Genomic DNA, 15,459 nt, shown 5'->3' on the forward strand with positions numbered 1-15,459 from the left:
ACTAAATATTTAGGCAAAAATTTAACAACAATTTTTGTGTAAAAAAGTGTTGTAATTCAGTTTTATTTTTACATTTGTTGTGTTAACAATAATTAAAATTAAAAATGAAAAAAATCATATTTATCTTATCTACGGTTGCTTTTTTTGGAGCAAATACAGTTAATGCTCAAGAAGTTGCAACTAAAGCAAAAGTAGAAGTAACTAAAACTAAAAAAGTAACAAAAACTAAAAAAGGTGCTGTTGCTGCAATTCCAAAAGTAGAAGGTGCTGGAATGGTTTTTGAAAACGAAACTATCGACTATGGAACAATTGCACACAATGCTGATGGAAAAAGAGAATTTGTATTGACAAATAATGGAAACAAACCACTTATTATTACAAATGCTCAAGGTTCTTGTGGCTGCACAGTACCAACAACTCCTAAAGATCCAATTGCCCCTGGAGCAAAAGCTGCTATTGGTGTAAAATACGCTACTGACAGAGTTGGTCCGTTTACTAAAACAGTTACTGTAACTTCGAATGCTGAAGGTATGCCAACAAAAGTATTAACTATTAAAGGTACGGTTTTACCAGATGCAACACCAGCTCCAGGAACTACACCTATGACAGTAACGCCAGTTGCTGATCCTACAAAAAGCTAATACATTAAGAATAATATTACTAAGGCTTCCTAAATATTTAGGAAGCTTTTTTTATAAAAAATAGCATGCGAAAATTAGAAAACAGCGAATTAGAAAGAAAATCAATTTCAGATTTTAAAGAAGCTACAAAAACACCTATAATCATTATCCTAGACGACATTAGAAGTTTACACAATATTGGTTCGGTTTTTAGAACTGCCGACGCTTTTTTAATCGAAAAAGTATATTTGTGTGGTATAACTGCAACTCCTCCTAACAAAGAAATTCACAAAACTGCTCTTGGTGCTACTGAAACCGTTGCTTGGGAATACCACGAAAATGTTTTGGAAGTGGTCGAAAATTTAAAAAGAGAGGACATGGCTGTTTTTGCCATCGAACAGGTAGAAAATTCGATATTTCTTAATGATTTTAAAGTTGAAAACGATAAAAAATACGCTTTGGTTTTTGGTAATGAAGTTTTTGGTGTAAACCAAGAAGCTATAAAATTTTGCCATGGCACAATTGAAATCCCCCAATTAGGAACCAAACATTCGTTAAATATTTCAGTAAGCGCTGGAATTGTAGTTTGGGATTTATTTGTAAAACTGGACAATTTAGAATATTAGATTTCTATGAAGTTTGTAAATCTAATTTTTCTTGAATTATTTCTAAAACCTTTACATAGTCTTTTTGTTTTTTTACAAAATCAAAATCGGAAACATCAATTACCAAAACATTTAAATCCTTATGCGATTTGATGTAATCTAAATAACCGTGGTTTATTTTCTCTAGATATTCGGCTTCAATTTCTTGCTCGTAGCTTCGGCCTCTTTTTTTAATATTTTGCAGTAATCTATCTGTGTTTTGGTATAAATAAACATACAAATCAGGTTTTGGCATTTCCTTATAAATAATATCGAATAAGGTTTTATATAACCTGAATTCGTCTTCTTGCAAAGTTACTTTGGCAAAGATTAATGATTTAAAAATATGATAATCGGCAACAACAAAGTCTTTAAACAAATCAAATTGCGATAAATCGTCAGATAATTGTTGGTACCTATCGGCTAGAAATGACATTTCTAAAGGAAATGCATATCGGTTTTGATCTTTATAAAATTTGGGCAGAAAAGGATTGTCAGCAAATCGTTCTAAAACAGTTTTAGCATTAAAATCTTCAGCGATTTTTGTGGCTAATGTTGTTTTTCCTGCACCAATATTTCCTTCAATAGCAATATAATTCAATTGATTAATACTGTATTTTTTTAAAGTGGAATCTAAATTTGAAACAACCTTGCAGTAACTTTTATCGTCACAGGTTTTAATTAATTCTTGAACTGATTTTTGAAGAATAGGATGTTGCCATTCGAGTTTCAAATCCAACATAGGTAATAACACAAAAAGCCTGTTTTGCATTTGCTGATGCGGAATTGTCAATGTTTCGGAATTGTATATTTGTTCATCAATCGCAATAATATCAACATCTATAGTTCTAGCTTGGTATTCGTTTGTGTTTTGTCTAATTCTCCCTAACTCTATTTCTATTAATGCAATTTTTTGTAATACTTTTTCGGCAGAAAAAAAAGTATGTAAAACCAAGACGCAATTATAAAAAGCTTCACTACTAAAACCCCAAGAAGGCGTTTCGTATAAATTAGAAACACGCAAAATTAATCCAATTTCCTGATGAATCAGTTGAATACAATTTTCGATGTTTTCTAGACGATTTCCTTGGTTACTTCCAAGTGATAAAACTACTTTTTGCTGCGTTTTCATATATAAAGCAAATTAACTAAAAAGAAATTTACAATCTTATTATATTTGTCAAGTGTTAATAACTAATTTGAGTTGTAACAAATTCAATAAAAACACGACTTATCTGTATTAAACATTTAATTATGAAATTTTTAGGAAACGTATTAGCAACAATTATTGGGTTGTTTATTTTTTGCATGCTGTTCTTTTTTGGAATACTAATTATTGGAGCCATTTTTGGAGGTGGCTCGGCAACAACTTATGTCGAAAACAATTCGGTTTTAGAATTAAATCTAGAAGAAGTAACTAATGATTATGGAGGGAAATTTAATTTTGAGGAAATCGGTTATTACGAAGCCAATCACGACGGATTAACAGACGTCCTAAAAGCTATTGAAGTAGCAAAAACAGACGATAAGATAAAAGGGATTTCAATTCTAAATAATACTTTGGCACTTGGTATTGCACAAACTAAAGCCTTGCGTGACCAATTAGACGATTTTAAGAAATCAGGTAAATTCGTTATGGCTTATGGAAATGTATATTCTCAAAAAGATTATTATTTGAATTCGGTTGCGAATACTGTTTATTTAAACCCCGTTGGAGAACTAGATTTTAAAGGTCTTTCGACCGAAGTGATGTATTTCAAAGATTTTCAAGACAAAACAGGATTGAAAATGGAAGTGATTCGACATGGAAAATACAAAAGTGCTGTCGAGCCATTTTTACTAAGTGAAATGAGTCCTGAAAACAGAGATCAAATTACCACATTCCTAACTTCGATTTGGAATGCGATGGCTACCGACATTTCTAAATCTAGAAATATTCCAGTGGCACAATTAAACATTATTGCATCTGGTTTACTAGCCAGAACTCCCGAATTGGCTTTGAAAAATAAACTGATTGACAAAATTGCTTATGAAGATGTATATCATGATGACATTAGAAAAGCACTAAAAGTAGCTGCTGACGAGGATTATAAAACGGTTAATATTATGGATTACACCCAAGATATAGCCACATCAACTTCTGATTTTAAAGTAAAAGATAAGATTGCAATTATTTATGCTCAAGGAGAAATAGGTTCTGGAGAAGGCGATATAAATACAGTTGGAGAAGGTTCGATGCGTCGTTCGTTACAAGAAGCAAGAAAAGATGAGGATATAAAAGCCATTGTTTTAAGAGTAGATAGCCCAGGAGGAAGTGCTTTAACTTCTGATTTGATTTGGAGAGAAATCGAAATCACTAAAAAAGTAAAACCTGTCATTGTATCTATGGGAAATTTAGCGGCTTCTGGCGGCTATTACATTGCTTGTAATGCCAATCAAATTTTTGCTGAATCAAGTACAATCACAGGCTCTATTGGTGTTTTTGGGACTTTGCCAAACCTATCTGAAGTAACAAAAAAATACGGAATAAATTCTGAATTGGTAGAAACCCACGAAAATGCATCAGGTTATAGTTTGTTTAAACCACTTGATAATAATTTCAGACAGTTTACACAAGAAAGTGTAGAACATATCTACAATACTTTTGTAACTCGTGTTGCTACAGGAAGAAAAATGACTTTTGCGCAAGTAGATGCTATTGCACAAGGACGTGTTTGGGCTGGTTCTGACGCTTTGCGATTGGGATTAGTTGACAAAATAGGTGGTTTAGATGCCGCTTTGGACTATGCTTCTAATTTGGTTAAAGTAAAAGAATACTCGACTGTCGATTATCCTAAATACGAGAAAGATTTTAAAGATTTATTTGGCGGAAGCGGTTTTCCATTTATGAAATCTCGTGAGAATTTAATTAAAGAAGAAATTGGCATCGAAAACTATAAAATTATCGAACAAATTAGAAAAATGAATACTCAAAAAGGAGTTCAAGCAATTATGCCATTTGAGGCGAATATTAAATAAGATTTAAAATAATCCAGCAAAAAAAACGTTTTACTTATAAGTGAAACGTTTTTTTTTATGAAAACTTTACAACGTACCTAAACTATAAATGTTATTTTTGTAAGATAAGGAAGGTAAGATTTTTGCTTTGAGGTATTTAGGATTAAATTCAAACGATATGAAAAAGAAAATTTTTATAGGAATAGGTGTTTTTTTATTAGTAATCATTGCTTCATTAGCGGCAATTCCTATCTTTTTTAAAGACCAAATAAAAGCGAAAATCGAGCAAAGCATCAACGAAAATGTAGATGCTCAAGTAACTTTTGCCGATGCCAGTTTGAGTTTATTCAAAAGTTTTCCGCAAGCCAATGTAGGAATTCAAAAACTAATCATTATCAACAAAGCACCTTTTGTTGGCGATACATTGGTGGCTTTTGAAGAGTTAAATCTTCAAATGTCTATCAAAGAATTATTTAATGGCGAAAACGAACCCATGACTCTTAAAGCAATTTCTGTCAAAAATGGAAAAGCAAATATCCTTTTCAACAAAGACGGAATTGGGAATTTTGACATTGCTATCAAAGACACTAAAAAAGACGATTCTAAAAGCAAACCATTTGCGATGAATATTCAGAATTATTCTTTAGAAAATTTCAAATTCAAATATTACGACGAACGTTCGAAAATTAAAATGGTTATTAATGAATTAAACCATTCAGGAACTGGAAATTTTGCTTCACAAGTTTTAGATTTAGACACAAAATCGACAGCAAAAATCTCGCTCGATATGGACAAAATGAATTACATGAAAAATGTAGCCATTTCACTCGACGCAGTTCTTGGAATCGATTTGGAGAAAAGCAAATATACATTCAAAGATAATACGGCAAAAATTAACGAATTACCATTACAATTTAACGGTTTTATTCAATTATTAGAAGATGGTCAGGATTATGATTTAACTTTCAAAACACCAACATCGTCATTCAAAAACTTCTTAGGACTTGTTCCTGCTGCTTATGCTGGAGATTTAAATACGGTGAAAACCACTGGAGACTTTACCGTAGCTGGCTTTGCAAAAGGAAAGCTAACAGACACAACAGTTCCGAAATTTAATATTGCTATTGCGTCAAACAACGCTTCGTTTCAATATCCAGATTTGCCAAAATCGGTTCAAAATATTATTATCGATACAAAAATCATCAACGAAACAGGTTTGATGAACGACACTTATGTAAATCTTGACAAACTTTCTTTTAAGATTGACCAGGATGTTTTTACTGCCAAAGCAAATATTAGAAACGTAGCTACAAATGCGTTAGTCGATGCCGCGCTAAAAGGAACGATCAATTTAGGAAATGTAACCAAAGCATATCCAGTAAAATTATCGACACCACTTTCTGGAATTCTAAAAGCTGATGTGACTACAAAATTTGATATGAAATCGGTAGAAACCAGCCAGTATCAAAACATTCAAAACGCAGGAAACATGACACTTACAGGATTTAATTATGCTGGAGAAGGTATGGCGAAACCTGTTCAAATTAAACAAGCGGTTGTGGCTTTCAATCCAAATCAAATTCGTTTGAATCAATTGGATATGAAAACAGGAAGTTCAGACATTCAAATGACAGGAACACTAGATAATTTTTACGGATTTTTGTTTAGAAACCAAATCTTGAAAGGGAATTTCAACATGAATTCGAATAATTTCCTTGTTTCCGATTTCATGGCACCAACTCCCGTAACTACAAAAGGAAGTTCAGAATCAGGATCATCGTCTGGAAGAAAAAAAGGAAAAGAAGCTGTAAAAATCCCAGCCTTTTTAGATTGCGCCATTACAGCCAAAGCCAATACGGTTATTTACGACAATTTAACACTGAAAGCGGTTTCTGGAAAAATGATAATTCGCGATGAAGCAGTAACTTTACAAAACGTAACAACCAATATTTTTGATGGTCAAATTGGAGTAAACGGTTTGGTTTCCACCAAAGGAAAAGTACCAACATTCAACATGAATTTAGATTTAAGTAAAGTAGATATCGCCAAAACTTTTACACAATTAGACATGTTGAAAAAAATTGTACCAATTGCGGGTGTTATAAATGGAAAACTAAATTCAAATATTAAACTTTCAGGAAATCTTGATGCAACAGAAATGACACCTGATTTAAAAACAATAAGTGGCGATTTGTTAGGTCAGTTATTATCAACTACAGTTAATTCTAGTAATTCGCAAATGCTGTCGGCTTTGGGTTCTCAAGTGAAATTTTTAGATGTGAGTAAATTAAATTTAAACGATATTAAAGCTGCTATTTCGTTTAAAGATGGGAAAGTTACTATAAAACCATTCAAAATAAAATACCAAGATATTAATGCCGAAATTGGCGGTTCGCATGGTTTCGACCAAAACATGAATTACAACATCAAAATGGATGTTCCTGCGAAATATTTAGGAGCTGAAGTAAATAAATTATTAGCAAAACTAACTCCTGCCGATGCTGCAAAAATTGAAAACCACCCTATTACAGCCTTAATGACTGGAAGTTTCTCTAGCCCAAAAGTAAGTACAGATATGAAGCAAGCTTCAACAAATTTGGCTTCACAAATCGTGAAATTACAAAAAGATAAGTTGATGAATCAAGGAACTACTGCTTTAGGAAATTTGTTAGGCGGAGGTAAAAAAGATCCTGCAGATACTACAAAAACCAAAGATCCTAAAAAAGATGCTGTAAAAAATGCTGCGGGTGATTTGTTGAATGGTTTGTTTGGGAAGAAAAAGAAAACTGCAACAACCCCTTAGTTGGCAGTAATAATCTTGAAAATCGTAGAAATAAAGAAACTATAAAGAAAATGAGAAAATATTTTATTCATAACGGCGAAACCGAAAATGGTCCGTTTGACATTGAACAATTAAAAACAATGCAAATTAAAAGTGAAACTCCTATTTGGTATGAGGGTTTGCAAAATTGGACAACTGGAAATAATGTTGACGAACTAAAAGATATTATAAATTCAAATTCTTTACCCCCAAAGTTTGAAAATTTTGCTCAACAAAATTCAAGCTTAAATCCGCCAATATTTTCTAAACCATCACAAGAAAAAATACAAAATGACATTCCTGAAAAAAAGAAATCTTTGAGAAAGGTTTATATTATTTCGGGAGTTGCATGCGCTTTAATTTTATTTTTATTCTTAAATGGGAACATACACCCGAATCGCTATCCTGAAACCAATAATTACAATGGTGATAATATCTTTGGAATAGACTCTTCTGCCGTTTATACAGAAAACGACAGGATTAATGACGAATTAACTGCAAAAAACAGAAACTACAGAAATAATATTGAAAAATACATTGGAGCGAGTACAAACCGTTACAGTTATAATGAACTCGGAGGAATTAGCAATTTAGACATAATCGTAACAAACAATACTGAATATTTAATTGATGAAGCAAACGTAAATGTTAATTACATAAAAGATAATGGCGGAATATATAAAAGTGAAATTGTGACAATTTATAATATTCCAGCAAAGCAAGACAAATCAGTTTCAGCACCTGAAAGTGACAGAGGAACTTCTGTTGAAGCTAAAATACAAACAATTTCATCTAAAAAATTACATATGTGTTATGACAATACTTTTGCACCAAAAGCTGGAGAAATTGACCCATATTTTTGTAAACAATAATTACTACTACCAACACACGTTTGTAGCAATGGCTTGAGCTTGGTTTTTTCCTGCGAAAAAAACGCTATCAGCCAAAATTTGTGTTTGTGTTTGTAAAGTTCAGTCTTAAATCACAAGCCACTGCTACAAGCGTGGGAACTTTAGTCTTCAGTTTAAATAACACATTAGCGACAAACGATTTTATTTTAATGAAAGAAAAATATACAAAAATTACAATCAAAATTCTAATTTGCATTCCTATATTCTTTAGTTTGTTTATCATTGATCAATTGATTTTACCACAAAAGCAAGTTAATGACAAAATAGTTTCTTACAGTCAAATTGTGATTAGCAGACGTAATAAATATAGTAGTTATAGTACTAAAGAATTCGTTGGTAATAAATTCTACACAGAAAAAGGGTATGAGTTTTCAATAAGAAAAACATTTATTGAAGAAAACGAAGTAATAATTGGACGTAGTTATATTTTTCAAAACATTAATTCTATTAAAACGAAAAGTAAAGATTATTCTGATAAATTAATGTCGGGTTTAAATGGAGCTTGTTTTTACTTTGCATTAAGCTTAACAATTACAGCGATAATCAGTTTGATTATGCTGAAATTCAAAACAAATTTATCTGAAAATGGTTTCCAAAATATCATCTTGATTAACTCATTTTTGACATTAATAGTTATATATTTATATTCCATTTACAACTGAAAATTTTAAAATGAGATTCCTCGTTCCTCGGAATGACAAACTTACAGGTTAATCTTCACCACATAACCTTCAAAAGTTCTTATATTAAAAACTGTTCCGTCTTCAAACATAAGGTATTGCCCTTTTATTCCTGATAATTTTCCGGAAAAATTAGGCGATTTATCCAAGTTTAGGCTGGTCACTTTTTTAGGATATTGCAAAACAGGAAAATGCAATTCGTATAAATCGTTTTTATCCTGATGATAATATTCTTGTACTTCTTTCGGAATCAAATATTTTAAACTAGCTCGTTCTTTTATCAAATCGGCAACTGGCACTTCATTTTTCAGCATTTTTTGCCAATTGGTTTTATCTGCATAATGATTTTTTAACGCCACTTCGGTAATTCCAGCAAGATATCTATTAGGAACTTCGACAATAGGAATGGCTAGAACAGCGCCTTGATCTATCCAACGAGTTGGGACTTGCGAGCCGCGAGTTACGCCCACTTTAACTTCACTAGACAAAGCCAAATAAACAATGTGTGGTTGTAGTTGTACTTTCTTTTCGTACACTAAATCGCGATCTTCTATGTCTAAATGTGCTGTAGAAAGTTCGGGTTTCATAATCCAATCGCCAGCCGAAGCGCTTCCCATAAAGCAATCGTAACAAAATCCTTGACGGAAAATCTTCTTTTTTTTGTTGCAATTCAAACATTGGTAACCCTGAAAAGTTATTTCTAGTTCTTTGCCAAGTAACTGATTTACATTCAAGAAACTGCTTTCAAATACTAAATAATATTGAATTGGATTCCCAATTTCGGTTTGCATTTTGGTTAAAACTCCTTCGTATTGCATTTGGGATTTAAGATTTAATGAATTAGGATTTTTAAAAAAAAACCTTATTTTTGGTAAAGTTATAATTCAAAATTCATAATTCATAATTCATAATTCAAAAAATGGCATTACCCATCATAAATTCTATTGCTTCATGGTTTTTAAAACAGCGCATTCATCAGATTGAGTTGTTTTTAAAATATCCTAATGAAGTGCAAGAAGAATTATTGATGAATCTTATTCGTTCGTCAGACAACACATTTATTGGTAAGCAATATGACTTCAATTCTATAAAATCTTATCATACATTTCAGGATCGAGTTCCTGTTTCTACATACGAAGATTTAGAACCACTTATAGAACGAACTAGAAAAGGTGAACAAAATGTTTTTTGGCATGAACCTATCAAATGGTTTGCAAAATCGAGTGGAACTACTAATGCTAAAAGTAAATTTATTCCAGTAAGCAACTTCGCTTTAGAAGATTGTCATTATAAAGGCAGTAAAGATTTGTTGTGTTTGTATTTAAATAACAACGAAAATTCACAATTATTTACCGGTAAAAGTTTGCGACTTGGCGGAAGCAAGCAGTTATATGAAGACAATAATACTTTTTTTGGTGATTTGTCAGCAATACTAATAGATAATATGCCGTTTTGGGCAGAATTTAGCAGTACACCAAGCAACAAAACATCGCTTATGAGCGAATGGGAAACAAAATTACTCGCTATTGTAAACGAAACAAAAATAGAAAATGTAACAAGTTTTGCAGGTGTTCCGTCATGGATGATGGTTTTATTAAACAAAGTATTAGAAGAAACTGGAAAAAACAATTTATTTGAAATCTGGCCCAATCTTGAAGTCTATTTTCATGGCGGCGTAAGTTTTGATCCGTATCGTGAACAGTACAAAAAGATTTTACCCAAACAAGATTTCAAATATTACGAAATTTACAATGCTTCGGAAGGATTTTTTGCCATTCAAGACTTAAATAATTCTAGTGATTTATTATTAATGTTGGATTACGGGATTTTTTACGAATTTATCCCGATGGATGTTTTTGGCACACCAAATCAGAAAATAATTCGCTTGGCTGAAGTCGAAATTAATAAAAATTATGCCATAGTAATTACTACGAATTCTGGTTTGTGGCGTTATCTGATAGGTGATACGATACGATTTACCACTTTAAACCCTTACAGAATTCGAGTTACAGGAAGAACAAAACACCATATTAATGTTTTTGGAGAAGAACTTATGGTCGAAAACACTGATATGGCTATTGCCAAAACTTGTAAAATGACAAATTCTGAAGTCAAAGATTATACCGTTGCTCCAATCTTTATGGAAGGCAAAGAAAAAGGTTCACACGAATGGATTATCGAATTCAGAAAACAGCCCGATAATATCGCATTTTTCACAAAAACTTTAGACGAAAACATACAAGCTTTAAATTCCGATTACGAAGCCAAACGTTACAATAACATGACGTTAAATCAGCTTACGATAAATGTTGCTCGTGAAAATCTTTTTTATGATTGGTTAAAAAATCAAGACAAATTAGGTGGACAGCACAAAATTCCTCGTTTATCAAACAAGAGAGATTATTTGGAAGAATTATTGACTTTATAAAACTGTTTTAAAATTATTCTTTTGAAATTATTATCTTTTTTTTTAAGAATTTTATTATACAATCGGAATGAAAAGCGATTTATTCTTATAAATAGACGCTTTTTGTCGATTATTTTTGCGTTTTATCTAATTTTATATTCGTTATTGATTGAAAATGATACCTTTGCACATTATTTGCAAAAAATACCCAAAATATCAATACATTTTTATGAAAAATTCAATATTACTAGCTACATTATTACTTTTATCTAATATTATATTCGCACAAGATTCATTTACAACAAATGAAAATTCAGAAACTACAATTACTTCAAATTTCGAAGAAGCAAAAGATTTATATGCAGTCGTTGCAACTGCCATAAACACTAAATTATCTGATGTGGGCTCAACTTTTTTTAAAGATAAATATATCATGTATTCGTCTCGAAAAACTGGCGCAATTGGAGCAGGAAGAGACGAAAACACTAATAATCCTTACAATAGTTTATATTGTTTGAATATGGATAAAACTGGGAATTTATCTAAACCTAATTTCTTTGCTTATTCATTAGACGGAAAAGGAAATGAAGAAGGATTAGCATTTTCAAGTGATGAAAAAACAGTGTATTACACTAAAAGTGCCGAAGGGAATTCTAAAAATTATCAATTATACAAATCAATTTTCGACGACACAAAATATACCTGGATTAGCGAAGTTGCAATAGATTTTAGCAGTGTTAGTTATTCTATAGAAAATCCTTCTCTTTCTCCTGATGGCAAAAAAATGTATTTTTCATCAAATATGCCAGGTGGCTTTGGGGGTTTTGACATTTATGTAGCAGAAATTAATACCGATGGAATTCCTACAAACCCTACAAATTTAGGACAAACAATAAATACAGATAGAGACGAAAAATTTGCTTATGCTTCGCCAACCAGTAAAGAAATTTATTTTTCTTCAAATGGACACAATGGTTATGGCGGACAAGATGTTTTTGTTTCAAAAATAAAAACAACTCGTTATACAACACCTCTAAATCTAGGAAAAACAATAAACACATCTGCCGATGAAGTGGCGTTTATCCTTGCAACAAAAAACAGCGGTTATGTAACATCAAACAGAGCCGAAAGCGCAGGTTTATATGACATTTATCACTTCGAATTACAAAAAAACACTTTAACTTTAAAAGGTTTGGTGACTGAAAAACAAAGTAAAACTGTTTTGCCAAATGCTAAAATTAGTTTAGTTGATGAAGACGGAAAAGAAATTGCAACACAAATATCTAGCAACAATGGAAGCTATAATTTTGAAGTAGAACCTTTAGAAAACTACACAATTACAGCTAAAAAAGACGGTTATTTAAATTTCGAATTGCCTGTAATTACTGCTAATGGAAACTCGACAGCAAACATCGAATTAAATCAAGAAAAAGCTGAAATTAAGGAAAATACTATTGCCATCGAGAATATTTATTTCGATTTTAATAAAGCTTCCATAAAAAAAGAATCTACTTTATCATTAAACAAAATTCTAGAAGTTTTAAATGCTAATCCTGAGATGAAAATTGCAATAAATGCACATACTGATGCTAGAGGTTCTGATATATATAATATGATTTTATCTGACAAAAGAGCTCAGGAAGCTATACAATATTTAATCACAAAAGGAATCAATTCAGAACGAATAGAAGCAAAAGGTTTCGGAGAAACTAAACCATTTTCTAATTGCAAAATAAATTGTTCTGAAGCTCAATTTGACGCTGACAGACGTGTGGAGTTTATTATAAGATAACAAGAAAAACTAAATAAAAAAATGTACAAATCCTATTTGGTAAAACAAATAGGATTTTTTTTGATTAAATTTTAAACTCAAAAAAAGTATATTTGCTAAAATACTTTTTTCTTGAAAAGAATTCTTCCTTTTTTTTCTTATCTCTTCCACCCTATTTTTATATCGGTGATGGGTACTCTTTTTTATTTTTTTATAACAACAGATAGGTATTTTGTTTACGAAGCGATTTATTTATACACCATACAAGTATTATTAGTTACTGTATTTATTCCTTTAGCCATTTTTTATTTTCTCATTATGTTGGGTAAAATAGATTCGGTAATGGTTACAAAAGTTTCCCAACGAAAAATTCCATTGACTATTCATATAGTATTACTTTCCGTTTTAATCGTTAAAAGTATCACAAAAGAAACGATTCCTGAGTTATTTTACTTTTTTTCAGGCAGTATAATTAGTAGTATAATTGCTTTAATATTAGTTTATTTCGACAAGAAAGTAAGTTTACATATGCTGGGAATGGCATCTTTAACTCTTTTTTGCATCAGTAGTTGTATGCATTTTAAAGTTCACGAAGTAATCATTATAAGTCTGCTATTGTTTTGTAATGGAATTGTGGCTTCATCTCGGTTATATATGAAAGCACATACTAATAAGGAATTAGTTTTAGGATACTTAATTGGATTGTTTCCGCAAATATTACTGTTGTTTTTTTGGTTATAAAACATAAAACATTAATCCAATATTTAAAGTACTTATCTCTATAGGATTACCATTTAAACTACCATTTTTAAACATATTCTGTAATCCGTAATAAGCATATAAATTCCAAGAATTATATCCCGCAGAAATATAGGCTCCGTAATGCATTTTATTGATGTCTGGATTATTATTTATTTTAAAGTTTTGGGTTGCATCTAGATATCTTGACTGACTTAATATCAAATAGCTAAGTTTAAAACCCGTATATACCCTCCAAAACTTATGAGAATCGAAAGTTGATGTTCTCCAACGAAATTCTATAGGCAAATCGACAAAATACAAAGCTAATTTGTTTTTTTTATAATTAATTCCTGATTCTATAATACTATAATTAATGGTTCCGTCAAGATTGTCGACCACAAGATTTTCTTTGTAGTTATTATAGGAAAAACCCAAACCTGGTGCAATGGCAAATGTTCTGTCTTTATTGATAGGGAAATCTCTTAAAAACCCAAGACTTAAACCTGTGGAAAATGAGTTTTGAGAAACATCTTTTGGCTTTAGATTTAGCACGTTATAAGTTACCCCAAAATAAAACTGATCTTCACGATACAATGAATCTACCGCAGAAAAATTTGGTTCTTCTTGAGAAAAGACAGTTAAACAAGAGAGGAACAAAATTATTTGAAAAAGCTTTTGCATGGTTTTTAATTATGGTTTAAAGTTAATAAAATACTTTAAACTAAAAATGCCTTTCATCAAGAAAGGCATTTTTAAATTTTATTTATGAATGATGAAGTTCTTCTTCACCTTCTTTCATCGGCACTGTTTGAGGAACAAAGTCATCATCGTGTCCTGGTTTGCTATAATCATAAGGCCATCTGTGAACCTCTGGAATAGCACCTGGCCAGTTTCCGTGTATGTGTTCTATTGGTGTAGTCCACTCAAGCGTGTTAGATCTCCATGGATTTTGTACTGTTCTTTTTCCGTAAAAAATACTGCTAAAGAAATTCCACATAAATACTATTTGAAAAGCTGCTCCAACCAATGCAAATCCTGTAATAACCTGATTCACATCTGCTAAATCATCAAATAAAGGAAAATTAGTATTAGTATAATAACGTCGTGGTAAACCAGCCATTCCTATAAAATGCATTGGATAGAAAACACCGTAAGCACAAATTGCTGTTACCCAAAAGTGAATATAACCTAAATTTTTATTCATCATTCTTCCAAACATTTTAGGAAACCAGTGATAAACACCAGCAAAGAAACCATACAATGCAGAAATACCCATTACTAAGTGAAAGTGAGCTACAACGAAATAAGTATCATGAACATTAATATCTAATGTACTATCTCCTAAAACGATTCCTGTAATTCCTCCTGATATAAAGGTAGAAACCAATCCGATAGAAAATAACATTGCAGGATTTAACTGTAAGTTACCTTTCCAAAGTGTTGTAATATAATTAAATGCTTTTACCGCAGATGGAATTGCAATTAACAAAGTTGTAAATGTAAATACCGATCCTAAAAATGGATTCATACCCGAAATAAACATATGGTGACCCCAAACGATTGTTGATAAAAATGCAATTGCTAATATAGAAGCAATCATGGCACGATATCCAAAAATTGGTTTTCGAGAATTTGTAGCGATAACTTCAGATGTAATTCCTAAAGCTGGTAATAATACAATATAAACTTCAGGGTGACCCAAAAACCAAAATAAATGTTCGAACAAAACTGGAGATCCACCTTGATAGTGTAACACTTCTCCAGAAATAAATATATCCGACAAGAAAAATGATGTACCCATACTTCTATCCATAACCAACATTAGTGCTGCAGATAAAAGAACAGGAAATGAAATAATACCAATAAT

General features: G+C 31.4%; 13 protein-coding genes. 9 read left to right on the forward strand and 4 right to left on the reverse strand.

The window, feature by feature from the left end; genetic code table 11:
* The first annotated feature begins 104 nt into the window (after nucleotides 1–104).
* On the forward strand, nucleotides 105–641 hold the full coding sequence (locus ACH2BP_RS08425; RefSeq protein ID WP_395058881.1) for a DUF1573 domain-containing protein: 537 nt from the start codon (nucleotides 105–107) through the stop codon (nucleotides 639–641).
* Between the two features lie 65 nt (nucleotides 642–706).
* Nucleotides 707–1,246, forward strand: coding sequence for an RNA methyltransferase (locus ACH2BP_RS08430; protein ID WP_395058883.1), 540 nt, complete (start codon nucleotides 707–709; stop codon nucleotides 1,244–1,246).
* 4 nt (nucleotides 1,247–1,250) lie between these two features.
* Here the strand turns inward: ACH2BP_RS08430 and folK are convergent, their stop codons facing one another.
* Nucleotides 1,251–2,396 carry a 2-amino-4-hydroxy-6-hydroxymethyldihydropteridine diphosphokinase gene (folK, locus tag ACH2BP_RS08435; protein ID WP_395058885.1) on the reverse strand — a complete coding sequence of 382 codons (1,146 nt, stop codon included), beginning with the start codon at nucleotides 2,394–2,396 and terminating at the stop codon, nucleotides 1,251–1,253.
* Between the two features lie 122 nt (nucleotides 2,397–2,518).
* Between folK and sppA the strand changes: the two genes are divergently transcribed.
* The 4 genes from sppA (at nucleotide 2,519) to ACH2BP_RS08455 (ending at nucleotide 8,655) form a co-directional block, all read left to right on the forward strand.
* Entirely contained in the window at nucleotides 2,519–4,282 is a 1,764-nt protein-coding gene (gene sppA / locus ACH2BP_RS08440; protein ID WP_395058887.1) for a signal peptide peptidase SppA, read from the forward strand.
* A 157-nt stretch (nucleotides 4,283–4,439) separates the two neighbouring features.
* Nucleotides 4,440–7,064, forward strand: coding sequence for an AsmA-like C-terminal region-containing protein (locus ACH2BP_RS08445; RefSeq protein ID WP_395058889.1), 2,625 nt, complete (start codon nucleotides 4,440–4,442; stop codon nucleotides 7,062–7,064).
* A gap of 50 nt (nucleotides 7,065–7,114) precedes the next feature.
* On the forward strand, nucleotides 7,115–7,954 hold the full coding sequence (locus ACH2BP_RS08450) for a DUF4339 domain-containing protein (RefSeq protein WP_395058891.1): 840 nt from the start codon (nucleotides 7,115–7,117) through the stop codon (nucleotides 7,952–7,954).
* A gap of 188 nt (nucleotides 7,955–8,142) precedes the next feature.
* A complete protein-coding gene (locus tag ACH2BP_RS08455; protein WP_395058893.1) occupies nucleotides 8,143–8,655 on the forward strand; it encodes a hypothetical protein in 513 nt (170 codons plus the stop codon).
* Between the two features lie 41 nt (nucleotides 8,656–8,696).
* Here the strand turns inward: ACH2BP_RS08455 and ACH2BP_RS08460 are convergent, their stop codons facing one another.
* On the reverse strand, nucleotides 8,697–9,491 hold the full coding sequence (locus ACH2BP_RS08460) for a DUF2797 domain-containing protein (RefSeq protein ID WP_395058895.1): 795 nt from the start codon (nucleotides 9,489–9,491) through the stop codon (nucleotides 8,697–8,699).
* 101 nt (nucleotides 9,492–9,592) lie between these two features.
* On the opposite strand from ACH2BP_RS08460, the gene ACH2BP_RS08465 reads away from it, so the two are divergent.
* The 3 genes from ACH2BP_RS08465 (at nucleotide 9,593) to ACH2BP_RS08475 (ending at nucleotide 13,592) form a co-directional block, all read left to right on the forward strand.
* Nucleotides 9,593–11,101: a GH3 auxin-responsive promoter family protein gene (locus ACH2BP_RS08465; RefSeq protein WP_395058897.1), complete on the forward strand. Its 1,509-nt coding sequence runs from the start codon at nucleotides 9,593–9,595 to the stop codon at nucleotides 11,099–11,101.
* Between the two features lie 208 nt (nucleotides 11,102–11,309).
* On the forward strand, nucleotides 11,310–12,872 hold the full coding sequence (locus ACH2BP_RS08470; protein ID WP_395058899.1) for an OmpA family protein: 1,563 nt from the start codon (nucleotides 11,310–11,312) through the stop codon (nucleotides 12,870–12,872).
* A 111-nt stretch (nucleotides 12,873–12,983) separates the two neighbouring features.
* A complete protein-coding gene (locus tag ACH2BP_RS08475; RefSeq protein ID WP_395058901.1) occupies nucleotides 12,984–13,592 on the forward strand; it encodes a hypothetical protein in 609 nt (202 codons plus the stop codon).
* On the opposite strand, the gene ACH2BP_RS08480 is transcribed toward ACH2BP_RS08475, so the two are convergent.
* Both ACH2BP_RS08480 and ACH2BP_RS08485 read right to left on the reverse strand, forming a co-directional pair.
* Entirely contained in the window at nucleotides 13,587–14,273 is a 687-nt protein-coding gene (locus ACH2BP_RS08480) for a porin family protein (RefSeq protein ID WP_395058903.1), read from the reverse strand. The genes ACH2BP_RS08475 and ACH2BP_RS08480 overlap by 6 nt on opposite strands.
* Before the next feature lie 82 nt (nucleotides 14,274–14,355).
* On the reverse strand, nucleotides 14,356–15,459 hold a 1,104-nt coding region (locus tag ACH2BP_RS08485), incomplete at its 5' end, for a cbb3-type cytochrome c oxidase subunit I (protein ID WP_395058904.1).

The organism is Flavobacterium sp., from assembly GCF_043756175.1.
Taxonomy (GTDB): Bacteria; Bacteroidota; Bacteroidia; order Flavobacteriales; family Flavobacteriaceae; genus Flavobacterium.

Bases quoted from the DNA above. Each gene is read 5' to 3' on its own strand.
- ACH2BP_RS08425 (WP_395058881.1), top strand. From the start codon at position 105: ATGAAAAAAATCATATTTATCTTATCTACGGTTGCTTTTTTTGGAGCA.
- ACH2BP_RS08430 (WP_395058883.1), top strand. From the start codon at position 707: ATGCGAAAATTAGAAAACAGCGAATTAGAAAGAAAATCAATTTCAGAT.
- folK (WP_395058885.1), bottom strand. From the start codon at position 2,396: ATGAAAACGCAGCAAAAAGTAGTTTTATCACTTGGAAGTAACCAAGGA.
- sppA (WP_395058887.1), top strand. From the start codon at position 2,519: ATGAAATTTTTAGGAAACGTATTAGCAACAATTATTGGGTTGTTTATT.
- ACH2BP_RS08445 (WP_395058889.1), top strand. From the start codon at position 4,440: ATGAAAAAGAAAATTTTTATAGGAATAGGTGTTTTTTTATTAGTAATC.
- ACH2BP_RS08450 (WP_395058891.1), top strand. From the start codon at position 7,115: ATGAGAAAATATTTTATTCATAACGGCGAAACCGAAAATGGTCCGTTT.
- ACH2BP_RS08455 (WP_395058893.1), top strand. From the start codon at position 8,143: ATGAAAGAAAAATATACAAAAATTACAATCAAAATTCTAATTTGCATT.
- ACH2BP_RS08460 (WP_395058895.1), bottom strand. From the start codon at position 9,491: ATGCAATACGAAGGAGTTTTAACCAAAATGCAAACCGAAATTGGGAAT.
- ACH2BP_RS08465 (WP_395058897.1), top strand. From the start codon at position 9,593: ATGGCATTACCCATCATAAATTCTATTGCTTCATGGTTTTTAAAACAG.
- ACH2BP_RS08470 (WP_395058899.1), top strand. From the start codon at position 11,310: ATGAAAAATTCAATATTACTAGCTACATTATTACTTTTATCTAATATT.
- ACH2BP_RS08480 (WP_395058903.1), bottom strand. From the start codon at position 14,273: ATGCAAAAGCTTTTTCAAATAATTTTGTTCCTCTCTTGTTTAACTGTC.